23 protein-coding genes and 1 riboswitch are annotated in these 23,290 nt (G+C 67.2%); of the genes, 8 read left to right on the top strand and 15 right to left on the bottom strand.

Annotated features, from left to right (window positions below; genetic code table 11):
• Nucleotides 1–7 precede the first annotated feature (7 nt).
• The 6 genes from ACLQ3I_RS00615 to ACLQ3I_RS00640 all read right to left on the bottom strand — a co-directional run bounded on the left by ACLQ3I_RS00615 (nucleotide 8) and on the right by ACLQ3I_RS00640 (nucleotide 4,386).
• Nucleotides 8–718, bottom strand: a complete 711-nt coding sequence (locus ACLQ3I_RS00615; RefSeq protein ID WP_425791887.1) for a lysophospholipid acyltransferase family protein — start codon at nucleotides 716–718, stop codon at nucleotides 8–10.
• 65 nt (nucleotides 719–783) lie between these two features.
• Nucleotides 784–1,767 carry an ROK family protein gene (locus ACLQ3I_RS00620; protein WP_425799842.1) on the bottom strand — a complete coding sequence of 328 codons (984 nt, stop codon included), beginning with the start codon at nucleotides 1,765–1,767 and terminating at the stop codon, nucleotides 784–786.
• The gene (locus ACLQ3I_RS00625; RefSeq protein WP_425799843.1) at nucleotides 1,767–2,201 is read right to left on the bottom strand and encodes a hypothetical protein; all 435 of its coding nucleotides are present in this window, start codon (nucleotides 2,199–2,201) and stop codon (nucleotides 1,767–1,769) included. The genes ACLQ3I_RS00620 and ACLQ3I_RS00625 overlap by 1 nt, the downstream gene beginning before the upstream one ends.
• An 81-nt stretch (nucleotides 2,202–2,282) precedes the next feature.
• Nucleotides 2,283–3,500, bottom strand: a complete 1,218-nt coding sequence (locus ACLQ3I_RS00630; RefSeq protein ID WP_425799844.1) for an ArsA-related P-loop ATPase — start codon at nucleotides 3,498–3,500, stop codon at nucleotides 2,283–2,285.
• A gap of 20 nt (nucleotides 3,501–3,520) precedes the next feature.
• Nucleotides 3,521–3,958, bottom strand: coding sequence for an SRPBCC family protein (locus ACLQ3I_RS00635; protein ID WP_425791880.1), 438 nt, complete (start codon nucleotides 3,956–3,958; stop codon nucleotides 3,521–3,523).
• Nucleotides 3,958–4,386, bottom strand: a complete 429-nt coding sequence (locus ACLQ3I_RS00640) for a hypothetical protein (protein WP_425799845.1) — start codon at nucleotides 4,384–4,386, stop codon at nucleotides 3,958–3,960. Before ACLQ3I_RS00640 ends, ACLQ3I_RS00635 begins: the two co-directional genes overlap by 1 nt.
• A gap of 118 nt (nucleotides 4,387–4,504) precedes the next feature.
• Between ACLQ3I_RS00640 and ACLQ3I_RS00645 the strand changes: the two genes are divergently transcribed.
• The gene (locus ACLQ3I_RS00645) at nucleotides 4,505–6,307 is read left to right on the top strand and encodes an AMP-dependent synthetase/ligase (RefSeq protein ID WP_425799846.1); all 1,803 of its coding nucleotides are present in this window, start codon (nucleotides 4,505–4,507) and stop codon (nucleotides 6,305–6,307) included.
• Nucleotides 6,308–6,320: 13 nt separating this feature from the next.
• Here the strand turns inward: ACLQ3I_RS00645 and ACLQ3I_RS00650 are convergent, their stop codons facing one another.
• The 5 genes from ACLQ3I_RS00650 to ACLQ3I_RS00670 form a co-directional block, all read right to left on the bottom strand.
• Nucleotides 6,321–7,439, bottom strand: coding sequence for a glycosyltransferase family 4 protein (locus ACLQ3I_RS00650; protein WP_425791874.1), 1,119 nt, complete (start codon nucleotides 7,437–7,439; stop codon nucleotides 6,321–6,323).
• Nucleotides 7,439–8,950 (bottom strand): hypothetical protein, encoded by a 1,512-nt coding sequence (locus ACLQ3I_RS00655; protein WP_425791872.1) that lies wholly within the window; start codon nucleotides 8,948–8,950, stop codon nucleotides 7,439–7,441. Before ACLQ3I_RS00655 ends, ACLQ3I_RS00650 begins: the two co-directional genes overlap by 1 nt.
• Before the next feature lie 27 nt (nucleotides 8,951–8,977).
• Nucleotides 8,978–9,982: an NlpC/P60 family protein gene (locus ACLQ3I_RS00660; protein WP_425792107.1), complete on the bottom strand. Its 1,005-nt coding sequence runs from the start codon at nucleotides 9,980–9,982 to the stop codon at nucleotides 8,978–8,980.
• Nucleotides 9,983–10,202: 220 nt separating this feature from the next.
• Nucleotides 10,203–10,922, bottom strand: a complete 720-nt coding sequence (locus tag ACLQ3I_RS00665) for a C40 family peptidase (protein WP_425791870.1) — start codon at nucleotides 10,920–10,922, stop codon at nucleotides 10,203–10,205.
• A 14-nt stretch (nucleotides 10,923–10,936) separates the two neighbouring features.
• A riboswitch (cyclic di-AMP (ydaO/yuaA leader) is annotated at nucleotides 10,937–11,118 on the bottom strand.
• A 108-nt stretch (nucleotides 11,119–11,226) separates the two neighbouring features.
• Nucleotides 11,227–11,511: a hypothetical protein gene (locus tag ACLQ3I_RS00670; protein ID WP_425791868.1), complete on the bottom strand. Its 285-nt coding sequence runs from the start codon at nucleotides 11,509–11,511 to the stop codon at nucleotides 11,227–11,229.
• 189 nt (nucleotides 11,512–11,700) lie between these two features.
• On the opposite strand from ACLQ3I_RS00670, the gene ACLQ3I_RS00675 reads away from it, so the two are divergent.
• Both ACLQ3I_RS00675 and ACLQ3I_RS00680 read left to right on the top strand, forming a co-directional pair.
• Complete coding sequence (locus ACLQ3I_RS00675; protein ID WP_425799847.1) at nucleotides 11,701–13,515, top strand: DEDD exonuclease domain-containing protein; 1,815 nt, start codon at nucleotides 11,701–11,703, stop codon at nucleotides 13,513–13,515.
• 42 nt (nucleotides 13,516–13,557) lie between these two features.
• A complete protein-coding gene (locus ACLQ3I_RS00680; protein ID WP_124706671.1) occupies nucleotides 13,558–13,836 on the top strand; it encodes an Lrp/AsnC family transcriptional regulator in 279 nt (92 codons plus the stop codon).
• 1 nt (nucleotide 13,837) lies between these two features.
• Here the strand turns inward: ACLQ3I_RS00680 and trpD are convergent, their stop codons facing one another.
• Together trpD and ACLQ3I_RS00690 are read right to left on the bottom strand one after the other, a co-directional pair.
• The gene (trpD, locus tag ACLQ3I_RS00685) at nucleotides 13,838–14,926 is read right to left on the bottom strand and encodes an anthranilate phosphoribosyltransferase (protein ID WP_425791864.1); all 1,089 of its coding nucleotides are present in this window, start codon (nucleotides 14,924–14,926) and stop codon (nucleotides 13,838–13,840) included.
• 25 nt (nucleotides 14,927–14,951) lie between these two features.
• Nucleotides 14,952–15,467 (bottom strand): hypothetical protein, encoded by a 516-nt coding sequence (locus ACLQ3I_RS00690; RefSeq protein WP_425799848.1) that lies wholly within the window; start codon nucleotides 15,465–15,467, stop codon nucleotides 14,952–14,954.
• Between the two features lie 135 nt (nucleotides 15,468–15,602).
• Between ACLQ3I_RS00690 and ACLQ3I_RS00695 the strand changes: the two genes are divergently transcribed.
• The 5 genes from ACLQ3I_RS00695 (at nucleotide 15,603) to ACLQ3I_RS00715 (ending at nucleotide 21,630) form a co-directional block, all read left to right on the top strand.
• Nucleotides 15,603–16,214: a cytochrome c oxidase subunit 3 gene (locus tag ACLQ3I_RS00695; RefSeq protein WP_425791860.1), complete on the top strand. Its 612-nt coding sequence runs from the start codon at nucleotides 15,603–15,605 to the stop codon at nucleotides 16,212–16,214.
• 59 nt (nucleotides 16,215–16,273) lie between these two features.
• Entirely contained in the window at nucleotides 16,274–17,227 is a 954-nt protein-coding gene (locus tag ACLQ3I_RS00700) for a c-type cytochrome (RefSeq protein WP_425791858.1), read from the top strand.
• Nucleotides 17,224–18,381, top strand: coding sequence for a ubiquinol-cytochrome c reductase iron-sulfur subunit (locus tag ACLQ3I_RS00705; RefSeq protein ID WP_425791856.1), 1,158 nt, complete (start codon nucleotides 17,224–17,226; stop codon nucleotides 18,379–18,381). The genes ACLQ3I_RS00700 and ACLQ3I_RS00705 overlap by 4 nt, the downstream gene beginning before the upstream one ends.
• Nucleotides 18,378–19,997, top strand: coding sequence for a cytochrome b (locus ACLQ3I_RS00710; protein WP_425791854.1), 1,620 nt, complete (start codon nucleotides 18,378–18,380; stop codon nucleotides 19,995–19,997). Before ACLQ3I_RS00705 ends, ACLQ3I_RS00710 begins: the two co-directional genes overlap by 4 nt.
• A 106-nt stretch (nucleotides 19,998–20,103) precedes the next feature.
• On the top strand, nucleotides 20,104–21,630 hold the full coding sequence (locus tag ACLQ3I_RS00715; protein ID WP_425799849.1) for a bifunctional phosphatase PAP2/diacylglycerol kinase family protein: 1,527 nt from the start codon (nucleotides 20,104–20,106) through the stop codon (nucleotides 21,628–21,630).
• A gap of 101 nt (nucleotides 21,631–21,731) precedes the next feature.
• Here ACLQ3I_RS00715 and ACLQ3I_RS00720 read toward each other — a convergent pair whose 3' ends face one another.
• A complete protein-coding gene (locus ACLQ3I_RS00720; protein WP_425791851.1) occupies nucleotides 21,732–22,148 on the bottom strand; it encodes a cytochrome c oxidase subunit 4 in 417 nt (138 codons plus the stop codon).
• Nucleotides 22,145–23,218 (bottom strand): cytochrome c oxidase subunit II, encoded by a 1,074-nt coding sequence (locus ACLQ3I_RS00725; RefSeq protein ID WP_425792106.1) that lies wholly within the window; start codon nucleotides 23,216–23,218, stop codon nucleotides 22,145–22,147. Before ACLQ3I_RS00725 ends, ACLQ3I_RS00720 begins: the two co-directional genes overlap by 4 nt.
• Nucleotides 23,219–23,290: the final 72 nt, after the last annotated feature.

A 23,290-nucleotide genomic window follows, 5' to 3' on the forward strand; every position in this document is an offset into this window, starting at 1 on the left:
GGGTGGGTCAGGCGGCCGACGCCGACACGGGCTCCGCCGGTTTCGGCTTGCTGTCCTTGAGGGAGGCCGCATAGACGTCGACGTACTGCTGACCGGTCAGCTGCATCAGCTCGTACATGATCTCGTCGGTGATCGCGCGCTCGATGAACCGGTTGCCCTGCATTCCCTCGTAACGCGCGAAGTTCAGCGGCTTACCGATCTTGACGACGATGCGCGCCGGGCGCGGGATGAGCGAGCCGGGCGGGTTCAGCTTCTCGGTGTTGATCATCGCGACAGGGATCACCGGTACACCGGTGTCGAGCGCGACCCGTGCGAGACCCGTCTTGCCCTTGTACAGCCGACCGTCCGGGGACCGGGTGCCCTCCGGGTACATCCCCATCAGCTCACCGGTCTCGAGCTGCCGGCGCGCGGCGGTCAACGCACCCGCGGCCGCCTCCGCACCGGAACGATCGATCGGGATCTGACCCAACGCCGAGAAGAACCACCGCTGGAACGCACCCTTGGGTCCGGTGCCGGTGAAGTACTCGTTCTTGGCCAGGAAATAGATCCGGCGCCGCACCATCAGGGGCAGGTAGAAACTGTCCATCACGGCCAGGTGATTGCTCGCCAGGATCGCCGGTCCACGGGCCGGGATGTTCTCCAGCCCTTCGACCGTCGGTCGGCCGAGGAGGCGGAGAAACGGTCCCAGCAATACATATTTGAACGTGTAGTACCACATCGAAGACTCCGAACCTCGCCCATCGTCACCGCCTCAGACCTTACTCGCAGAAACGATACACATCCTCAGGTTCGGCTGCGTACCGTCTCCCCGGCCTGCACTCTGATGGCTTGTCGCGCAACTTCTGCCGCGCCCACCACACCGGCACTCTCACCGAGCTGGGTGCCGCGGATGCGGGCGAGCTGGCGATGACCGGCACCCGTCACGAGCCGTGCGTAGTGCTCGCGCGCCTCGTCGAGGAACAGCCCGGAGGCCGCGCCGACCCCGCCTGCGAGCACGATGAGATCCGGGTCGAAGATGTCCGCGATCATCGCCAGACCCTGTCCCAACGATGCGCCGAATTGGGCGAACGCCGCCAGCGCGACGGCATCCCCGTCCGCGGCAGCACCGGCCACCCGACGGCCGGTCAGTGAGCCGGGGTCGGCGGCCACGTCCGCCGCCAGTTGACTGCGTCCCCAGTCGCCGTCGGCGAGCAACTCGAGCACGGTGTCCACCAAAGCGGTACCGCTGCAATATCTTTCCCAGCATCCGAGCTTCCCGCAGGAGCACACCCGGCCGTTCGGGACCACCGTCAGGTGCCCGAGCTCCGGCGCCACCCCGAAGCTGCCACGATAGATCTCGCCGTCGAGCAGCAAGCCGGCGCCGATCCCGGTCCCGATGGCGAGGACCAACGAATTCTTGCCACGGGCCGCGGCCCCGAAACGCCATTCCGCCACCGCCGCGGCATTCGCGTCGTGTTCGGCGAACACGGGTACACCGATCCGGGCGGTCATGTCCTCGGCAACCGCGGCCTCCCGCCATGGGAGATGCGGCGCGAAACGCACCACCCGACGGTCCGGGGTCAGGAATCCCGCGATGGCCAGTCCGACCGCCTTCGCGGCCCACCGGGAGGTGAGTTCACCGACCAGCCGGTCGAGGCAGTGTTCGAGCGCGCTGGTCGTCGGCGGCGTCGCCGCCCGCAGGGTGTCCAGCATCGCACCGTGGTCGTCTACCACCGACGCGCGCACGCTCGTGCCACCGATGTCGATGCCGATGGTCAAGTCCCCCATCAGATCTCGCTCTCCGGATCAGGCCGGCGCACGTTCTCCGACCGGTCGACGACGTCGATGCGGACCGCGATCGGCTGATAGTGCTGGGCCACGTCACCGGTGGTCGACGGGGTCGATCGCAGAGCGTTGGCCATTGCCTCGAGCACCGCGATCAGGGCCGCGATCAGGCGGGCCACCAGATCTCCGAGCTCGGTGAGCAGCGTGCTGATGTCGCCGGTGAGATCGGCGAATGTACCGGCATCTGTCGACACTCCCGCGGTCGCCGACGCGTGCTGTCCGGCGGCACCCTGTCCGGGGCCGCCGAACAGGGCGGCGAGCTGATCGATCTGGGCCGCCACGCCGAGGAGAAAGTCCCGTACCGGGTCACCCGTGGCGCCACGGGCGTGGCCTGCGACGTTGTCGTCGTCGGGTCCGGTCGTGTCGTCCGAGGTCATGTGGGCAGCTCTCCTGTCCGGGTCCGGCAGTAGTGTACGCGACACCACCGCCACGTGGCCGTGCGGCGGATTGCGCCGATGTCAGCGGCCCTGCGGCCACAGTGCCGGGTCCGGCATGAACCGGACCGTCAGGTCGGCGCCGTCCCACGCCGCATCGACGACGACGCATCGCCGCAGCACCGAGGGTAGGCGCACGGGATGCCGGAAACCGCCGACGGTCACCAGCAGGTCGTCGCCGGATCGCCCGAGCCGCAGGCCCTCGGGATCGGGAAGTCGCTGACGCCAGGTCAGTTCGTACACGCGAGAGGTACCGGCCCCGGTTTCGGCGGCCTCGGTGACCTGTGCCGTGCCCGACCCGGAGGGCCGACCGTTGGGCACCGGGAGGCCGACTCCGAGTTTGCGCAGCCGGGCGGCCCGGTCGATCGGTAGGTCCAGACACGGCAACTCGGCGACCTCGACGTCTGCCTCGCCGCCCCGGACGACGGCGCGTAGCCGGTTCACGAGGGCGTCGCGATCCGCGCCGTCGCGGCCGGCTCCGGCACCCCGGTTGATCATCACCGATCGCAGCGCCAGGCCCATCACGTCGACGGTGGCCAGCAGGTGCGGAAGTGCGCGCTCACCGCGGTCGTCCGCCCCGACGACCACGTGCATCGCCACGGTGTGCGGGTCGGTCACGAGTTCGGTGACGTCGACACAGTCGCGGTCGATCGCGTCGACGGCCGCGGTCAACTGGGCCATCACCGGACGCTCGGCCGCAGCCGCGAGTCGACGATGCCTGGGCCACAATCGATTCAACGCCTGACTCAGCAACGACGACGCCCTCAGGAACTCGAACGGGTCGCCGAGTCCGGACGCGTCGACCACGATCCGGCGCCAGTGGCCGCTCACCGCCTCGTCCCGGATTCGGCGCATCACGAGGAAATCCTCGACACCCGGCAGGGTCGACAGCTCGGCGGCGTCGATGTCCGACACCGCACCGACACCCGGTAACGCCACCTTCGATCGGGCCATCGTCTCCGACAGCACGGCAGTGAACTCCGACCAGGTGGATTCGAGCAGCGCCAGGCGGTCGAGCGAGAGCAGGTGCAACCGGGTCGACACCGCAACCGGCTCGTCGGACTGCCGAAACACTCCCAGGAGGTCGGCGGTCGGCGAGCACCGGTCGACGGTGACCAGCAGGGTGTCGCGGTCGGGGGCCGTGACGGCACGGGTGCCCCCGGGCCTGCGGGTTCCCGAGCGGCTCAGGGCACCCGAGGCCGCGGTCACCGAGACGCCGGCACCACCCGGCCCGATCACCACATGGATGGGCGTGAGATCGATCAGCCTTCGACCCTCTTCTTCAGATCGTTCAATGCCGCCTCGGTGATCGCCTTCTCCGCCCGGCGCTTCAGCTGCCCGATCATCGGCACCAACAGGTCGACCATCAGTTCGTAGGTGACCTTCGTGGAGCCCGGGACCTGCTGCGCGAGAACGTATCGGCCGCGCTGATCGCGCTGCAGGTCGCTACTCACCAGTCGCCACGAGACCGCCCGCGCATCGGCCGCCCACTCGTAGGAGAGGACGTAGGTGTCCTGCAACACCCCGGCATCGAGCACAAACCGCACCTCGCTGGGCCGACCGCCCGCGCCGTACTCGGTCACCTGAACCTCACGCGCGGCCGAGACCCACTCCGGGTAGTGCTCGAAGTCGGCGATCACCGCCATGATGTCGTCGGGATCGGCGTTGACCACGATGGAACGTTCGGTGTGTTCGGCCATCAGACCGCCACCCGGTCGTCGCCGATTGCCGGGCCGCCCACCGAACGGCCGGTCTCGAGGCGATCCTTCACCTCGAACGACATCACCTTGCCGGCCGCACGGCGATCACGGTTCGCATCCGCGAGGTAGCCATTCCGGGCCCGCCCCTGCGCCAGGAGACCGGCCGTGGGCTCGGCGTGGAGGAAATAGTGCAGCACGAATCCGTCCATCACCGGTTCACACCAGATCTCCATGGTGCCGGCCAGCGGGCCGTCCACACGCCATCGCACCCCCTGCGCCCCCCGCTCCTCGGTCACGGCCAGGCGGAGGTCGGGCCACCACCGGCGCCAGTTGGCCCGGTCCCCGACCACCTCCGTCACCGACGACGGTGCGGCGGCGATGAAGGTCTCATCGGCCACCTGAATGCTCGTCACGTTCACTAGCTTCACACACTCGACCGACGCCGGGACAGCGACCTCGCCAGACGGGCTCGGCGAACGTGCCCCCGGTCACGTCGGCCACAGCGATACCATCGGTGACGAGAAGCTGCATGCGAAAGGTACCTCGATGAGTGAGTTCAGCGTTCCCGCACAATTCTCCGTCCCCGAGAGCGCCAACTGTACCGACATCATCTTCGGTATCGCCGAGCGAGAACCCGACAAAACGGTGTTCCGCCGCAAAGAGGGGCCGCAATGGGTGCCGGTCCGCGCAGGTGATGCCGCCGCGCAGATCACCGCTCTGGCCAAGGGCCTGATCGCCGAGGGCGTCGGCCCCGGCGATCGCGTCGCGATCCTCTCCCGTACCCGCCCGGAATGGACCCTGATCGATTTCGCCATCTGGTCGGCCGGTGCGGTGCCGGTTCCGATCTACGATTCGTCGTCGGGACCGCAGATCGAATGGATCATGCGGGACTCCGGAGCCAGTGCGATCGTGCTCGAGGATGCCGGCCATCGGGCCATCTTCGACGGGATCGAGAACCTCGAGGGCATCAAGGTCTTCCAGATCGACGGCGCAGACGGAGAGGCCGGTGCCATCGCGGCCCTCGAGGCCGCCGGGGCCGACATCCACGACGACGAGGTGACCAAGCGACGCGCGACGGTCACCGCGGCCGACCCGGCCACCCTGATCTACACCTCGGGCACCACGGGTCGGCCCAAAGGATGCATGCTCAGCCACAGCAACCTGCTCTCCGAGACCTACGGGGTACTCGAGGGCAACATGCGCACGCTGCTCGGCCCCGACAAGCGACTGCTGATGTTCCTCCCGATGGCGCACGTACTCGCACGGGCCATCAACCTGGTCGCCCTCGAGGCGGGCGTGGAGATCGGTTACACCAGCGACATCCCCAACCTGGTGCCGGAGTTCGCCGTGTTCCGGCCGTCACTGATCCTGTCCGTCCCCCGGGTCTTCGAGAAGGTCTACAACAGTGCCCGGCAGAAGGCACACGACGACGGCAAGGGCCGCATCTTCGACGCCGCCGCCGACGCGGCCGTCGAATACTCACAGGCGCTCGAGCGCGGCGGTGCCGGGCTGGTCCTCAAGGCCAAGCACGCGGTGTTCGACAAGCTGGTCTACGGCAAGCTGCGCGCGGCGCTGGGCGGCGAGTGTGAGCTCGCCATCTCAGGCGGCGCACCGCTCGGCCCCCGACTGGGACACTTCTTCTCCGGTGTCGGCATCCCCGTCTACGAGGGCTACGGCCTCACCGAGACGACCGCGGCCTTCAGCGTGAACACACCCGGCGAGGTGCGGGTCGGGACAGTCGGAAAACCGTTGGCCGGCAACAGCGTACGGGTCGCCGAAGACGGCGAGGTGATGCTCAAGGGTGGCGTCGTGTTCGGCGGCTATTGGCAGAATCCGGACGCCACCGCCGCCGCGATCGAAGACGGCTGGTTCCACACCGGCGACCTCGGGAACGTCGACGGCGATGGATTCCTCACGATCACCGGCCGGAAGAAGGAGCTCATCGTGACCGCCGGCGGCAAGAACGTGTCCCCGGCCGGACTCGAGGATGTCATCCGATCCAGCCCGCTCATCTCCCAGGCGCTCGTCATCGGAGACGCGAAACCCTTCATCGCAGCGCTCATCACGATCGATCCGGAGGCCTTCCCCGCGTGGAAGGAGCGCCACCACAAGCCCGCGTCGGCGAGCGTCGCCGATCTCGCGGGCGACGACGACCTGCGGGCCGAGGTCCAGGCCGCCGTCGACGACGCGAACAAGACCGTCTCGCACGCGGAAGCGATCAAGAAGTTCCGCATCCTCCCGGACGATTTCACGGAGCAGACCGGGGAGATGACCCCGACCCTGAAGGTGAAGCGCAACGTGGTGGTCCAGAAGTTCGCCGACGACATCGACGCGATCTACACCCGCTGAGACACCCGGACGCTCAGAGCAGCTGGCGCAGTCGAGCCGCGATCGATCGCCACTCCCAGGTGTCGACGGCGTGCTCGCGACCCCGCGCGCCCATCTCGGACGCCGTCCCCGGATCGGCGAGAATCGCCGTGATCGCGAAGGCGACCGCGTCGACATCGGTGCCGTCGACGACGGTCCCGGTGACGCCCTCGACGACCGTCTCGGGCGCCCCGCCCGACTGACCCGCGACCACCGGGACCCCGGTCGCCGATGCCTCGAGGTAGACGATGCCGAGTCCCTCGACATCCAACCCGCGTCCTCGCGTCCGGGCCGGCATCGCGAACACATCGGCGATGTTGTGATAGGCGGGCAGATCCGCAGAGGGCACCGAACCGGTGAACACGACGTGCTCGGCCATACCGTTCTGCGCCACCAGCTCGCGCAGGGTCTCCGCGTAGGGACCCCCGCCCACGATGACCAGCGCCACGTCGCCGATCTCCCGCCGGATCAACGGCAGCGCGCGGATCAACGCGTCCTGTCCCTTGCGCGGCACCAGCCGGGACAGGCAGAGCACCGTCGGGCGCTCACCGAGCCCGAGCTGCTCGCGAATCCGCTGACGTGCCTGCGGGTCCGGGGCGAACCGGCCGGTGTCCACACCGGGCGGCAGATACTCCAGGGCGGCCCGTGCGCCGAACGCCGCCGCGAACCGGCCACGCGTGTACCGACTCACGAAGGTGACGACATCGACGTTGCGCCCGATGAAGGTCAGCACCTGGCGCGCGACGGGCAACATCGACCATCCGACCTCGTGGCCGTGGGTGCTCGCGACGACCCGTTCGGCCCCGGCCCGCCGCATCGCCGGAGCGAGGACCGCCAACGGCGCGGCCGCACCGAACCAGACCGTCGAGATGCCGTGGGTACGGATGATCTTCGAGGCCCGGCGGGCGACGAACGGCGTGGGCAACATCAGCGTGGTGGGATGCCGCACCACCGTGTAGGGAACCGTCGCATCGAATTTCTCGTGGCCACGCCACCGCGGTGCGTAGACGACCACCTCGTCCGGCGGCAGGAGGTCGACCAGGTTCTGCAGGTACGACTGGATGCCACCGGGTCGGGGCGGGAAGTCGTTGGTGATCAACAGGGTTCGTCGCATCAATCGACCTGTTCGTTCAACCATCGCCGCCACGAGGCGACGAACTCGGCGCGCGACATACCCAGGACCGCACGGATCGCGACGTCCTGACGCTTCACGTCGTCGGTGGCGGCGACACCCACATAGAGCTCCTTCAGCTTCTTCTCGCCGAAACGTGCGGCCACGAACGCGGCAACCGACCACGCGGCCTGGTACGCCACCAGCGCCTGATCCGAGTCCACCGCGAACTCCCGGTCGGTCGGCAGCCCCGTGGGACCCTCACCGGCCCGCACGGCAGCGGCCAGATCGGGAGCAGCGTCCTCGAGGCGGACATAGGTGTCCTTCCGTCCGACGTACTCGGGAACGCCCTCGGTGATCCACAACGGGGCTCCCGGTGAGGTCACCACGCGCGCGGCCACGTGCGTCAGCTCATGCCGCAGCACCACTCCCAGCGCAGGCTCCGCGAGGTCTCCCGCGTTCGGGGTCAGGATGATGCGCTGCCCGGCGGCCGCATGGGCGCCGGTGTCGATCCGGCTGAACACGGTGGCCGCCGCCGCGCCGGCGATGTCGGTGGACGCGCTCTGGGCCAGATCGCTGAACTCGGACGGGCGCCCGGTGACCACCACCGCCGCGCGTCGCGGCCAGTCGGAGCCCCAGAAGTCGGTGACGGCGGCCGTCGCGCCCGGGAGCAGCCGGCGAACGCGATCGACCACGGTCTCCGTGCCGGGGTAGGACGCGACCACCGATTCCCCACCGGCGGTCGCGACGTCATCGGCCGCTACGCCGGGGAGTTCCCACAGCTGGGTCGGCATGGCGGCGGCCCCGATCGCCGACGCATCGCCGACGATCTTCCAGGCATCCCCGTACCGCGCCATCACGAACTGGGATGAGACCACCACCTCCGGTTCGTCGAGCCCCGGCTTCGCCGCACCTCCCAGTGCGTAGTGCAGTTCCACCGGCGCCACCCAGGAGTCCGAACTCCCCTGGGCGTCGAGTCGCGCCTGCAACTCGGGGGGCACCAGGGTCTCGGCCTCCTCCGTGGGCGCCAGGACGTAGCGAAGGGCCTTCAACTGCAAGGCTTCTCCCCGGGCCGGCGGTGCCGCGGACGACGGCGGAGGCGTGTGCGACGCGTCGCCGGAGGGCGAATCCGATCGCCGAGTGGGCGTGACGTCGAGGGCGGGCGACGAGGAGGGGCTCGACGAGCCACCCCGGAGTCCGGCGCCGGCGAGATCGGCGACCGATGTCTCGATCCGGGCGCGGAAGGCAGGCGACGCCGAAGCGTCGACGAGATCGGTGACACGGCTCCGGTCGCCGGCCAGCAGGCCCCTGCCGAGAGCATCGAGGGTCGCCTGCACCCCCGCCGTCCGTTGTTCCTCATAGACATTGGCCGGAGTGGTCGACGAACTGCTGCCCGATCCGGGCGCGGGAGTAACCGCCTCGCCGCACCCGGTCAGCACTGTCGCGACCACGAGCGCGGGCACGGCGACGGCCAGTAGTCTGCGCGGCCGACGCGGGCCACCCGGAGCGATCATCCGGACGCGCCCCTCACGGCACGCCACTCAGTACCGGCGAGCCGAGTCGAACGGTCCCGCCTCGTCGATCGGCACGACCTTCACAGGCACACCGAACGTGGAGGCATGGATCACATAGCCGTCGCCGACATACATGCCGACATGATGGGCATCCGAGTAATAGATGATCAGGTCACCCGGGCGCAGGTCATTACGATCGACCGACTGACCGGAACTGTTCTGCGCCTCACTGGAACGTGGCAGTGTCTTGCCCGCCTGCTCGTAGGCCCACACCATGAGACCCGAGCAGTCGAACGAATCGGGTCCGGTGGCACCCCACACATACGGATCACCGATCCGGCTCAGCGCGGCCTGCACCGCCACGAGTGCGGCGGACGTGCCCTTCGGGACGAATCGTGGGTCGAAGTCGAATTTCGGGCCACGGAGTGCCGCGAGCTGCTTGCCCGTCATGGACTCGTACACCGCGCGGATCTGCACCGCCTGCAGCTGCAGGTTCGCCTGTTTCGCCTGCAGCTCACCGCGAGTCTTCTCGGCAGCGGCAACCGCGGCGGTCGCCTCGGTCGCGGTCTGGTCCGCGGAAGCCTTCGCCGCCAACGTCTTCTGGCGCGCGTCTTTGAGCCCCTTCAGATCGGCGGCCGACTGCCGCGAGATCAGTTCCAGACCCGACATCTGATCGAGCAACGACTGGGGCGAATCGCTGACCAGCACGGCGTACAGGCGATTGACGCGGGCGCCCTTGTAGCTCGCGCGGACCACCGCGTCGACGCGGCCCTGGTAGCTCTCGAGACGCTTCTGCGTCACGACCAGCGTGCGGTCGGCGTCGGCAGACGCCCTTTTCGAGTCGGCCACGATGCGTCGCTGCTTGTCGTACTCGATCTGCGCGTTGTGCATCGCCTCCGCCGACTTCTCGGCGTCGTCGCTGAGCTTCTTGTATTGGGTGAGCAGCTGATTCGGCGACCGCACCGGTGCCGCCGAGGCGTCACCCGCGCCCGTCGCCGACGCGAACTGGCCGGAGGAGACGACGAGCGCCATCACCGCGGCGATGAGTATCACGGGCACGGACCGCGCCCGCGCGGTCCACCATCCGGTAACCACGGTTGTCACTTCTCCTCCGCCACTGTCCCCCCGATCACGTGACCCTGACGGCGACCGGATGGACCGATCCTGTCAGGCCAGGTGATTGGTTTGGGCGGATCACGCAATCCACGTGATCCGCCCAAACGAGTTCACATCCTCATCGGTGATCCGACGCTCAGTAACGCCGGATGCCGGTCACCGACCAGTCACCGACCTTGTCCTTCTTGACCGGCACTCCACTGGTCTCCGCATGGACGAAGGTTCCGTTGCCGATGTACATGCCGGCGTGGCTACCACCGTTGAAGATCAGCACGTCGCCGGGCTTGGCCGCCGCGATCGACGACACCGGGGTGCCGCCACCGAGCTGCCCGTAGCTGTCGCGCGGGATGGTCTTGCCCGCCTGCTTGTACGAGTAATAGACGAGACCCGAGCAGTCGAAGGCGTTCGGGCCGGCCGAACCGTAGACGTACGGCGCACCGATCTTGCTCTCCGCGACGCGCACGGCCTTCTGTGCTGCCGTCGGCTTCGCACCCAGGAAGCCGCCGTCGTCACCCTTGGGCTTGAACTGCTGCGGGATCTGGTTGTCGTTCAGACCAGGCACGGTGAAGGTACCCAGATTCGGAACCGAGACGCTCGCACCGGGCGACTGGGCCGCGGGAGTGGTCGGAGCTGCCTTGGGGGCAGGTGCCGCCTTGTGCTCCTGGAATTGCTGGGGGACCTGCTTGCTATCGACCCCAGGAAGTTCGAATGTGCCGACATTGGGCACGTGTATCGGCGCTGCGAGCGCCGGTCCCGCGACAGCGGCGAGCGAGCCGACAGTGATCGACCCTGCAACCACCGCGCGCTTGGCTACCTTGGTGCCGCGGTTGGGCTGTTCCAAACGATGTTTCGCCACGAAGCGACTTCTCCTTGCTCTCCCTTCGACCGCCGACCGGGTTAGCTGTCGGGTTCGGGCCGGAAGAATGGCCCTACACACGTGTCTCGACGACGTCGAAAACGTCGCCGGGCATGCGCGATTCACCCCGATTCGGATCACTCCGAAAACTTGATGGTTCCCCGGTTCGCCTGTGGCGATTGAGCGGTGACCGATCCAGACCACTCCTGTTGGAGCGGGACGCTCTGCAAAGGTCTCGGAAAGGTTACGAAATCTGATGCAGGTCTGTCCACCGACCCCTTCGGGCCCGAATCGGCGGACGTGTTCAACCAGCGCGCAGAATCCGGAGTTGCCGGCCGGAAACCGCACCGCCAGCTGCGGTTTTCGCATTTCTTGCAGATACTGCAGCGGCACTGGAGACCATTGCAGCAGCCTCGAAAACACCGATGGCGGCGTCGATGTCAGCGTCGCCCGGCACCCCCGATCTCGTAACCTTTCCGCCACCTTCGACGGTGGGGTTTTCGCAGTTGGGGGCGTCGAACAGCACCTGCATCATGCAGCCGTCACAGGCGACAGGACGGCCCGGGCAGGACTGGCAGTCGATGTACATGTGTGATCTCCATCTCAATCGCGTGCTCTGGGTATGTCGACGGGCCGAATCGCCTGACTCGGCACCGTGCGCCACACGTGATGGAGACTAGGGACGGCCACCGACAGATCCGGCGCCATCACCGGTCGAACTCAATTTTCCCGCCTGTCACATCAGAATCTGTCGCAACGTCGAACTAGTGTTCGGTGCGTGGTGCTCAGGGGGCAGGCGGACGGCGGACAACTCACCTTCGCCGATCTGGACGACAACGACGACGACGGATTCCGGCCCGATCGCTCACTGTTCGACACCACCCTCGTCGTCGTGGACCTCGAGACGACCGGTGGCAGTCCGACCGACGACGGGATCACCGAGATCGGCGCGGTGAAGATCCGCGGCGGTGAGGTCATCGGCGAGTTCGCGACGCTGGTGGATCCCGGACTGCCCATCCCCCCGCAGATCGTGACCCTCACCGGCATCACCGAGGCTATGGTCAGTGACGCGCCGATGATCGGCGCGGTACTGCCATCGTTCGTGGAGTTCGCACGTGGCTCCATCCTGGTGGCACACAACGCACGATTCGACATGGGTTTCCTCCGACAGAACGCGGCGCGCCTGGGGATCGACTGGCCGTTCACCGTCAGCCTGTGCACGGTGACCATGGCCCGTCGCATCCTGACCCGCGACGAGGCCCCCACCGTCCGGTTGTCCGCTCTCGCCGATCTCTTCGATGTCTCGACGCGGCCCACCCACCGCGCCCTCGACGATGCGCGCGCGACGGTCGAGGTGTTCCATCGACTCCTCGAACGGGTCGGCAATCAGGGCGTCGACACCTACCGGGAATTGACCGCCTACCTGCCGCGCTCCGATCCCCGATTGCGCGCCAAACGCACCCTGGCACGGGACCTGCCGTCGCGGCCCGGTGTCTATCTCTTCCGCGGACCGTCGGACGAGGTGTTGTACGTGGGCACCGCCGTCGATCTCCGGCGCCGGGTGATGTCGTACTTCACCGGCAGCGACCCCCGCCGGCGTATCGGCGAGATGGTGAATCTGGCCACCCGGATCGATCACGTCGAATGCGCCCACGCCCTCGAGGCCGGCGTGCGTGAGCTCAGGCTGCTGGCCGCTCATGCGCCCGCCTACAACCGGCGGTCCACCCAGCCGCATCGCGGCTGGTGGATCGTGCTGACCGGCGAACGCTTCCCACGGCTGAAGGTCTCGCGGACCCCGACCGATGAGTCCATCGGCCCGATCGGCAACCGCACGACCGCGGCGACGATCGCCGACATGATCAGTAGATCCGCCGGATTGCGCAGCTGCACAACACGATTGGGTTCCGCATCGCACCACTGGTGTCGATCGGAGGCCGCGGGCGGCCCGCGCATCGGAGGGTGTCACGCGGCGTCGGAACGCCCACTCACCCTCCCCGATTACCTACCGCGAGCCTCGGCGGTGCGTGACCTGATGGCAGGCGATTGCGACCGCCTGCTGACCGACCTCACCGATCGGTTGACCCGACTCGCCGATGCGCAGATGTTCGAAAGTGCTGCGCGACAACGTGACCGGGTGTCCACAACCGTGGACGCGCTGGCCCGCTGCCAACGACTCGCGGCGCTGTGCGCGATCGGCGAACTGGTCGTGGCGCGCCCCGATCCCGATCGGGGATGGGAGATCGCCGTGATCCGGCACGGCCGGCTGGCCAGTGCCGGGGTCGCGCGCCGCGGCATCGCCCCGATGGCCGTCGTCGACTCGTTGACCGCATCCGCGGAGACGGTGGTCGCGACCGAGGGGCCGTTGCTCGGCGCCCCACCGGAAGAAGCCGGGCTGCTCTATCGCTGGGTCACCGAACCGGGCGCCCGGATCGTCTCCACGACGGAACCGTTCGCGCTGCCCGCGGCGAGCGCCGAGCGGTGGTTGCCGTGGTCGCAAACCGCGCATGCCGCCCGTGAGTCGCCCCGGCGCGCGGGCCGACTGCCCCTCGCCGCGCACCCGGCACCCCCAACACCCGCCGATCGGGCGGGGTGATGTGCACGGTCGGCGCGGGGCCGGAGCACTACTGTGGCACCCATGATCACCGCCATCGTCCTGATTCACGCCGACGTACATCAGATCCCGGAGACCGCGCAGGCCGTGGCCGACATCCCGGGCGTCTCGGAGGTCTATTCATGCGCCGGTGACGTCGATCTGATCGCCAAGATCAAGGTGCGTGACCACGAGCAGATCGCCGACGTCGTGACCGGGAAGATCAATCGACTGCCAGGGGTCAGCCACAGCGCGACCCACATCGCGTTCCGCAGCTATTCCAGTTCCGATGTCGAGGGCGGCTTCTCCATCGGCGAGGAATGATCTAGCTTGCTGCGGCGGCCAACTCCGCGGTGAGGCGACCCCAGCGGTCGAGCAACCGGGTCGCGTCGCCGCTGTCGAGCACCGCGGCGGCCCGCTCGGTGGCAGCACCCATCGCGTCGGTCAGTCCGGCCGTGGTCATCACCGCCTCCTGCTCGAAGGCGACGATCGCCCCCGCCGCGTTCAGGAGCACCGCGTCACGCACCGGCCCTCGCTCCCCGGCGAACAGCCCGCGGGCGATCGTCGCATTGGCGATGGCGTCACCCCCCTGCAGAGCGGAGAGTTCGACCCTTCCGATGCCGAGATCGGCCGGGTCGAGCGCGAGTCGATGTACCGCGCCGTCGACCACCTGCCACACGGTCGAGGTCGTCGTGGTGGTCAGTTCGTCGAGTCCGTCGTCGCCGCGGACGACGAGCACCGAACTCCCCCGATCGGCGAAGGCCTGCGCGAGGACCGGGGCGAGATCGGCGAACGCACATCCGATCAGCCCGCGCCGCGGCCGTGCCGGGTTGGTGAGGGGCCCGAGCACGTTGAAGACCGTCGGGATGCCGATCTGGCTGCGCGGCGGACCGGTGAACCGGAATGCGGGATGAAAGACCGGAGCGAAGCAGAACCCGATGCCGAGTTCGTCGACACAGCGGGCGACGTCGGCGGCCCCGAGGGAGATGTTGATGCCGAGTGCCTCGAGGACGTCGGCGCCGCCGCTCTTCGACGACGCCGCCCGGTTGCCGTGCTTCACCACCGGAATCCCGGCCGCGGCGATGACGATCGACGTCATCGTGGAGATGTTGACGGTGTGCGAGCGGTCGCCCCCGGTGCCGACGACATCGACTGCGGGTCGCGGAACGTCCACCAGCGTGGCGTGATCGAGCATGGCCGCCGCCAGGCCGCGCAGTTCGGCCGGGGCCGCGCCCTTCATCTTCACACCCACACCGAAGGCCGCGATCTGTGCTCCCGTCGCCGCGTCGCTCATGATCTCGTTCATCGCCCAGGCTGCCTCGTCGACGGTCAGGTCGACGCCATCGGTGACGCGGCCCAGGATCTGTGGCCAGGTGAGGGACGTCGACGTGGTGCGGGAAGGCTCTGTGCTCACGGTGCAAAGGGTAGTGCGCGGCCACTCATCGGCGCGCCTCCGGTCGTTGGAGTACCTGCCATCGGAGCACCGTGCCACCGTGTCGGGCCCCGAGGCCGGCCATCCGCGACCGTTCCTGTGACAGGTGCATGGCGTCGAGTGTCTGGCGGCGCGCGAGCACCACGACGACGGTGTCGTCGGCGCCCCCGGCGACCGTCCGGCCGAGAGCATCGTCGTCGAGCCGTTGGTACCCGTCGAGCGCAGCCGTCGCGACGGCGTCGTCGGCCTGCGCGGCCGGCACCCGCAGCATGTGCCGCAACACGACGTCGTCGCCCGCCCGCCAGGCCGACTCGTCGAGCACTGCCGAGCTCGCCACCGTCTCGTCGTCGGACTCCGCCACCACGATCAGATCGGCGTCGTCGACACCCAGCGGCGCACCACCGGAACCGCGTCCCGACAACCGCTGCCGCATCCGTTCCCAGCGGCCCGCGCCCACCGGGTGTCCGTTCAGGTCCCAGCGCGCCGAATCCGATGGCCGAGAGGTGTTCCGATCGCCGTCCACACACCCAGCAAACCACGTCTGGAGACACGCCGACGAGGGCCTTCCCGGTGCCCCCACCTGGGTCGGGAGAAATAGTTCCGCCAATTTGGTGACCCAAGTGGTCACGGCTTACTACGAACCGTCATACTTCCTTTTGTGACTAGCGCTGTAGGTACCTCAGGAACAGCCATCACCTCGCGCGTGCACTCGCTGAACCGGCCCAACATGGTCAGCGTCGGCACCATCGTGTGGCTGTCCAGTGAGCTCATGTTCTTCGCTGGACTTTTTGCGATGTACTTCGTCGCGCGCGCCAACTCGTCGATCGGTTGGCCGCCCGAGCCCACGGAGTTGAATCTCACCCTCGCGATCCCGGTGACGACCGTCCTGATCCTGTCGTCGGTGACCTGCCAGATGGGCGTGTTCGCCGCCGAACGAGGTGACGTCTTCGGGCTGCGCCGGTGGTACATCCTGACGTTCCTGATGGGCGCCTTTTTCGTCTGCGGCCAGGGATACGAGTACTACCACCTGGTCGGTGAGGGCACCACGATCTCGTCGAGCGCATACGGTTCCGTCTTCTACATGGCGACCGGCTTCCACGGTCTTCATGTCATCGGCGGGCTCGTCGCCTTCATCTTCCTGCTGATCCGCACCAAGCTGTCGAAGTTCACGCCCGCGCAGGCCACCGCGGCCATCGTCGTGTCGTACTACTGGCACTTCGTCGACATCGTCTGGATCGGCCTCTTCGTCACCATCTACTTCATCAGGTAGCAGCCTCCGGGCCAGCCCCTGCAACAGCAACAGTCCGTCCGCTTAGTAGAGAGTCACAGATGAGTTCATCTCCACCGCGACCGTCGGATAGCGACGACGTGGACGCCGGCCACAACACCGATACGGCCGGCGTCGCGTCGGCCGGACGCTCGGCATCCGCAGCCACCTCGGCGCGCAAGGCGAAGTCACGACGCAAGCTGCGCCGTCGGGCCAGCGGCACCCTTCTGCTCCTCGTCGGTCTGGTGACCGCCGGGGTTCTCGCATCGGTACTGACCCCCAAGCCCCAGGTCGCGGTCGCCGACGAGTCGAACGCGGCGCTGATCAGCGACGGCAAGAAGCTCTACGAGACGTCCTGCATCACCTGCCATGGCGCAAACCTGCAGGGTGTCCAGGATCGTGGACCGGCACTGCTCGGTGTCGGCGATGCCGCCGTCTACTTCCAGGTGTCGACCGGCCGCATGCCTGCCGCACGCGGCGAGGCCCAGGCGATCCGCAAGCCACCGAAGTTCACCAAGGCGCAGATCGACCAGCTCGGCGCGTACGTCCAGTCGGAGGGTGGCGGACCGCAGGTCATCTACGAGCGCAACCCCGACGGCTCGGTGAAGATGAAGGACGGACTGCCCGTCCTCGCCCAGGAGTCGTTGCGCGGCAAGAACCTGGGTCGCGGCAGTGAGCTCTTCCGGCTGAACTGCGCGTCCTGCCACAACTTCACCGGCCGCGGCGGCGCACTGTCGTCGGGCAAGTTCGCACCGACGCTCGACGGGGTGGAAGAACAGCAGATCTACACGGCCATGCTCACCGGACCGCAGAACATGCCCAAGTTCTCCAACCGTCAGCTGTCGGTGGAGGAGAAGAAGGACATCATCGGCTTCGTCAAGTACGTCACCGAGTCCAAGCCGCAGGGCGGCCTCGGGATCGGCGGCTTCGGCCCGGTCAGCGAGGGCATGGTGATGTGGGTTGTCGGAGTTGTGGCGATCGTTGCCGCCGCAATGTGGATGGGATCACGAACATGAGTGCAACCGGCGGAAACGACCCGTCGCAGGACGAGCTCGACCAGATGAGCAAAGAAGAGCTGGTCAAACTCGGTACCAATCTCGACGGCGTGGAGATCATCCACCGCGCCGAGCGGTTCCCGGAGCCGGGCACCGGCGTCGAGAAGCGTGCCGAGCGCCAGGTCGCCGCGTGGTTCACCCTGGCCGGCATCTCGGCTCTCGCCTGCTTCATCATCTTCATCTGGAATCACTGGGAGTTCGCGCTCCCCGACTCGGTCGACTATTGGCGCTACACGCTCAACACCCCGCTGCTCGGCGTGACCTTCGGGCTCTCTGTGTTGTCGATCGGCGTCGGCATGGTGCTGTTCACCAAGAAGTTCATCCCCGCCGAGATCTCGGTGCAGGATCGCCACGACGGCGGCTCCTCCGAGGTCGACAAAAAGACGATCGGCGCGGAGTTCAACGATTCGCTGACCACCTCGACGCTTCCGCGTCGCAAGATGATCATCGGGTCGGCCCTGTTCGGGCTCGGTGCGTTCGCCTTCACCGGTCTGGTCGCCGGCCTCGGCGGGATCATCAAGAACCCGTGGGCACAGGGCGACAAGGCTCCGTTGTGGCACACCGGCTGGTCGCCGATCTACAACCCGGCGAACGATCCGAACGAGACGGTGTTCCTGCGGCGCGACACCGGTAACCCGTACCAGGTCGCCCTGGTGCGCCCGGAGGACCTCGACTCCGGCGGCATGGAGACCGTGTTCCCGTGGCGCGTGTCCGACGGCTACGGCGAGACCGAGGAATCCCGCCACAAGCTGGTCGAGGGCCTGCGGTACGTGAGCAATCCGGTCATGCTGATCCGCCTCCGCCCCGAGGACGCGGCCCGGGCCATCAAGCGCAAGGGTCAGGAGAGCTTCAACTACGGCGACTATTTCGCCTACACCAAGGTGTGCAGCCACCTCGGCTGCCCCACCTCACTCTTCGAGCAGCGGACCAACCGCATCCTCTGCCCCTGCCACCAGTCGCAGTTCGACGCCCTGGAGTACGCGAAGCCGGTCTTCGGTCCGGCCGCGCGCGCCCTGGCGCAGCTGCCGATCACGGTGAACAATCAGGGATACATGGTCGCCGCAGGCGACTACATCGAACCTGTCGGACCGGCATTCTGGGAGCGTAGATCATGACCATCGCCGACCGTCTCGCGACGCAGGCCGAAGGCGTCGACTCGCGCTACCACCTGTCGCCGGGTATCCGTCGTCAGATCAACAAGGTGTTCCCCACCCACTGGTCGTTCCTGCTGGGTGAGATCGCGCTCTACAGCTTCATCATCCTGCTGGTCTCCGGTGTCTACCTGACCTTCTTCTTCGATCCGTCGATGCAGGAGGTCGTCTACAACGGCGCCTATCAGCCGCTCAACGGCGTGATGATGACCCGCGCCTACGAGACCACCCTGAACATCTCGTTCGAGGTACGCGGTGGCCTGTTCGTGCGGCAGATCCACCACTGGGCGGCCCTGCTGTTCGCGGCGTCGATCATCGTGCACATGGCCCGCATCTTCTTCACCGGCGCGTTCCGGCGTCCGCGTGAGGCCAACTGGATCATCGGCTCCCTGCTGCTTGTCCTGGCGATGTTCGAGGGCTTCTTCGGCTACTCGCTCCCCGACGACCTGCTCTCGGGAACCGGCGTCCGCGCCGCGATGAGCGGCATCGTCCTCGGCATCCCGTTGGTCGGCACCTGGATTCACTGGGCGCTCTTCGGCGGACAGTTCCCGGGCGACATCATCATCCCGCGCCTCTACGTGATGCACATCCTGCTCTTCCCGGGCATCATCCTGGCGTTGATCGGCGCCCACCTGGCGTTGGTCTGGTACCAGAAGCACACCCAGTTCCCCGGCCCGGGCCGCACCGAGAAGAATGTCGTCGGCGTGCGCATCCTGCCCGTGTTCGCGGTCAAGTCGGGTGCCTTCTTCGCCATCACCACCGGCGTGCTGGCAATGATGGCCGGCATCTTCCAGATCAACCCGGTGTGGGTCCTCGGCCCGTACAACCCGGCACACGTCTCGGCGGGTTCGCAGCCCGACATCTACATGATGTGGACCGACGGGTTGGCCCGTCTGATGCCTGCGTGGGAGCTCTATCTCGGCAGATACACCATCCCGGCAATCTTCTGGGTGGTCGTGATCATCACGATCATCTTCGGCCTGATGTTCTCGTATCCATGGATCGAGAAACGGTTGACCGGCGACGATGCGCATCACAACCTGCTGCAACGTCCCCGCGACGTACCGGTCCGAACCGCGATCGGCGCGATGGCGTTGTCGTTCTACATCATCCTGACGCTGTCCTGTATGAACGACATCATCGCGCTCAAGTTCCACATCTCGCTGAACGCGACAACGTGGATGGGACGTATCGGGCTCATCGTCGTACCGCCGATCGCATATTTCATCGCCTACCGCTGGGCCCTCGCGCTGCAGCGCAGCGACCGCGAGGTGCTGGCCCATGGCATCGAGACCGGCATCATCAGGCGACTGCCGCAGGGTGAGTACATCGAGTTGCATCAGCCGCTCGGCCCGGTCGACGACCACGGCCATCCGATCCCGCTCCCCTACGAGGGCGCGGCGCTCCCGAAACGGATGAACAAACTGGGTTCCGCCGGCGCACCCGGCACCGGATCGATCCTCCTCGAGGATCCGCCGGAGCAGCAGACGCGCAACGTGGAACTCGAGCACGAAACGGAGAAGGCCGAGAAGCAGGCTCTGCGCGAGCTCCAGGCCAAGGGCGGCGACGCTCTGGACTGATCGGCTCAGGCTTCACCGGACCCCCAACCGCCCGCCGTGGCTATGGCCACGGCGGCCGATTCGTCGATGCTCGGGCAGTAGCCCCGACATGACTAGGATCGAGATGATGAGATCACCTCGACGATCACGATCACGACCACGATCCCGATTCCGCTGGGACTCTTCCGGTTTACGACAGATCACCCGAGGGCTCGGCACGCTCGACGCCGAGATCTTCGAGACCGTCGCGCGATCGGACTCCCCTGCCCTGGACGCCACGATGCGCCCACTCTCGCGCGCGGCCGACCATTCCACACTGTGGTTCGCCATCGCAGGCGGGTTGGCGCTGAGCAGCCGACCCACCGCTCAGCGGGCGGCAGCCCGCGGCGTCGCCACGCTCGCGGTCACCAGCCTGCTCACCAATCAGGTCGCCAAGCGGATCCGCACTCGTCCGCGACCGACACCGACCACCGTTCCCCTGCAGCGGCGCGGGCATCGGCTACCCACCTCGAACTCACTGCCCTCCGGCCACTCTGCGAGCGCGGCCGCATTCGCGCTCGGGACGGGCATCGAGAACGCGCCGGCGGGCCTCGTGCTCGGCGGCCTGGCCGGCCTGGTCGGTCTGTCGCGGGTGGCCACGGGTGCCCACTATCCCGGCGATGTCCTGGCCGGATTCGGGATCGGTGCGTCCGTCGCGGTCATCGGCGCCCGCCTCGTCCCGCCCATCACCGAGCACAGCGTCGCCGTGCCGGCCGCCAGTCGCGACCTCGCTCCCCCACGCCCCCGCGGCAACGGCGTGGTGGCGGTGGTGAACCCGTCGTCGGGATCGGGTGACGGCCGGTCGGTCGTCGATGCGATGCGCAGCGAACTCCCGGACGCGGAGATCATCGAACTCGGCCCCGACGACGACGTCGAGGCGCTGCTCGGTGACGCCGCTGGTCGCGCCGAGGTCCTCGCGGTCGGCGGCGGTGACGGCACGGTGGCGGCGGCCGCACGGGTCGCCCTGGACACCGGGTTGCCCCTCGCAGTCTTCCCGGCAGGCACCTACAACCACTTCGCGAAGGACCTCGGCATCACGACGGTCGCGGACACTGTCGCCTCGCTGGCGGCGGGCGACGTGATGCGGGTCGACGTGGCGATGCTCAACGACGACCGCGTCATCCTGAACACGGCGAGTATCGGGGCATACCCGCATTTCGTGCGCACCCGTGGCCAACTGCAACACCGGTGGAGTCGCCCGTTCGCGACGGCGGTCGCCCTCACGGCGACGTTGAGACGGACGCGTCCGGTGCGGATCCGCGTCGACGGCACGGTGATCGAGACGTCGCTGTTCCTGCTGGGCAACTCGCTGTATCAGCCGTCCGGCTTTGCACCGTCACGACGGGTACGCCTCGACGACGGTCTCCTCGACGTCCGCATCCTCGAGGTCGGCCATCGATTCGCAGTCATGCGCCTCCTCGGATCGCTGGTGGCCGGCCGGCTCGAGCGATCCCCGCTCTTCCACGAGATGCAGGTGCCCGAATTCTCGTTCTCGGCAGTCGACGGCCCGGTCGTCGTCGCTCACGATGGCGAGATCGGTGAGTCGTTCCAGGATGCCACCTTCCGGGTCGCATACCGTGCCCTGCCCGTCTACGCCCCGCGCCGACGCGACTGACCTCACGGCGGGCACCGGTCCACGAACAACATCAGGTCCACCAAAGCAATCGGCCACATCCCCGACTGGAGGATGTGGCCGATTGCCCAAGAGCAGTGCTGTCAGTGCTTCTCCGGACCGATGTGGTACTCGAACACGAGACCGGCAGCGGTACCGATGATCACGACTGCGGCGAAGATGGCGAACCAGAAGTTGCCCGTCGCGAACCCGATGGCGAACATCGCCGCCCCGGAAGCAAGCAGGATCGGCCACCAGGAGTGCGGGCTGAAGAATCCGAGTTCTCCTGCGCCGTCCTCGATCTCGGCATCTTCATAGTCCTCGGGACGGATCTCGACGCGTCGGGCAACGAACCTGAAGTACGTCCCGGCGATCAGGGTCAGACCACCGGTGAAGAACATCGCGGTCACACCGGCCCACTCCACGCCCTTGCTGGAGAAGGCCGTGCTGATCGTGTAGGCGATGCCGGCGATGAAAAAGAATCCGGTCAGCAGTTCGAAGATCCTGGCTTCGATTTTCATCCGTTGGCTCCCACCGTGCAGCCCTGCAGGGACGTGTTGGAGGCGTCACCCAGATCCTTCGGAGTGTCGCCGTTGGTCGCGCGACGCGTGTTGAACGGAACCGTCGTGACCGACCTGGGCACCTCGCAGATCGATTCGAGGGCCTGGGCATTGGTCGCGGTCGGATTCTGCTCGCGATAATGGATGTATGAGTCGAACTTCTGCGGACTGACCGCACGGACCTCGAAGTTCATCATCGAGTGATACGTACCGCACATCTCCGCACAACGACCCACGAACGCACCGGAGCGGTCGATGCTCTGGATCTGGAAGACACTGTCAGTGTGGTTCTGCTTCGGGAACGGCAAGACGTCCCGCTTGAACAGGAACTCCGGCACCCAGAAAGAGTGGATGACGTCGGCCGATGCGATCTCGAACTCGATGCGCTTGCCCGTCGGCAAGACCAGGATCGGGATCTCCGTCGACGAGCCGACGGTCTCGATCTTGTTGAACTTCAGGTAATCGCGGATGTCGTCGTCGCGACCGCCCGCCGGTCCCTGGATCGGATGCTCTTCACCGTCTTCGGTCCGCATGTTGCGGGTCTGCAGTTCGAAAGGGCTCGCCGCGCGTTCGAAACCGTTGTACGTATTGCCGTCGGTGAAGGTGACGTCGCGGTAGCCGAACTTCCAGTTCCACTGGAACGCGGTGACATCGACGATGACCTTCGGATCGGATGTCTTCTTCTCGACATCGTTCTGGACGACGACGGTGAAGTAGAACAGCACCGCGATGATGACGAACGGAACCGCCGTGTAGCTGAGCTCCAGCGGCACGTTGTAGGCCGTCTGACGGGGGAACTCGTCCTTACCGGCCTTGTGCCGGTGAAAGGTGATGGTCCAGAAGATCAGTCCCCAGACGATGATGCCCATGACGAGCGCGGCGATGACCGACCAGGTCCACAGATCGCCCATCTTCTTGGCCTCGGGGGTGATACCCGCCGGCCAACCGAATCGCATCGCGGTTCGGGCATCACAGCCCGACATGAGCAGCGCACCGATACCGAGTGCGACGACTGCCCCGATCTGCTTGATCGTTCGCGATGCGGATCGGGCTTCTTTCGCCCGCGGCCGTCCACCGTGTGCCAATTTCACGCCTTCCCGCTC

This window comes from Gordonia sp. DT101, from assembly GCF_049844895.1.
In the GTDB taxonomy this organism is placed as follows: Bacteria; Actinomycetota; Actinomycetes; order Mycobacteriales; family Mycobacteriaceae; genus Gordonia.

Excerpts from the sequence above, each read along its gene's own strand:
- ACLQ3I_RS00615 (WP_425791887.1), bottom strand. The coding sequence starts at position 718 with ATGTGGTACTACACGTTCAAATATGTATTGCTGGGACCGTTTCTCCGC.
- ACLQ3I_RS00620 (WP_425799842.1), bottom strand. The coding sequence starts at position 1,767 with ATGGGGGACTTGACCATCGGCATCGACATCGGTGGCACGAGCGTGCGC.
- ACLQ3I_RS00625 (WP_425799843.1), bottom strand. The coding sequence starts at position 2,201 with ATGACCTCGGACGACACGACCGGACCCGACGACGACAACGTCGCAGGC.
- ACLQ3I_RS00635 (WP_425791880.1), bottom strand. The coding sequence starts at position 3,958 with ATGGCCGAACACACCGAACGTTCCATCGTGGTCAACGCCGATCCCGAC.
- ACLQ3I_RS00645 (WP_425799846.1), top strand. The coding sequence starts at position 4,505 with ATGAGTGAGTTCAGCGTTCCCGCACAATTCTCCGTCCCCGAGAGCGCC.
- ACLQ3I_RS00650 (WP_425791874.1), bottom strand. The coding sequence starts at position 7,439 with ATGCGACGAACCCTGTTGATCACCAACGACTTCCCGCCCCGACCCGGT.
- ACLQ3I_RS00655 (WP_425791872.1), bottom strand. The coding sequence starts at position 8,950 with ATGATCGCTCCGGGTGGCCCGCGTCGGCCGCGCAGACTACTGGCCGTC.
- ACLQ3I_RS00660 (WP_425792107.1), bottom strand. The coding sequence starts at position 9,982 with ATGGCGCTCGTCGTCTCCTCCGGCCAGTTCGCGTCGGCGACGGGCGCG.
- ACLQ3I_RS00670 (WP_425791868.1), bottom strand. The coding sequence starts at position 11,511 with ATGTACATCGACTGCCAGTCCTGCCCGGGCCGTCCTGTCGCCTGTGAC.
- ACLQ3I_RS00680 (WP_124706671.1), top strand. The coding sequence starts at position 13,558 with ATGATCACCGCCATCGTCCTGATTCACGCCGACGTACATCAGATCCCG.
- ACLQ3I_RS00700 (WP_425791858.1), top strand. The coding sequence starts at position 16,274 with ATGAGTTCATCTCCACCGCGACCGTCGGATAGCGACGACGTGGACGCC.
- ACLQ3I_RS00705 (WP_425791856.1), top strand. The coding sequence starts at position 17,224 with ATGAGTGCAACCGGCGGAAACGACCCGTCGCAGGACGAGCTCGACCAG.
- ACLQ3I_RS00710 (WP_425791854.1), top strand. The coding sequence starts at position 18,378 with ATGACCATCGCCGACCGTCTCGCGACGCAGGCCGAAGGCGTCGACTCG.
- ACLQ3I_RS00715 (WP_425799849.1), top strand. The coding sequence starts at position 20,104 with ATGAGATCACCTCGACGATCACGATCACGACCACGATCCCGATTCCGC.
- ACLQ3I_RS00720 (WP_425791851.1), bottom strand. The coding sequence starts at position 22,148 with ATGAAAATCGAAGCCAGGATCTTCGAACTGCTGACCGGATTCTTTTTC.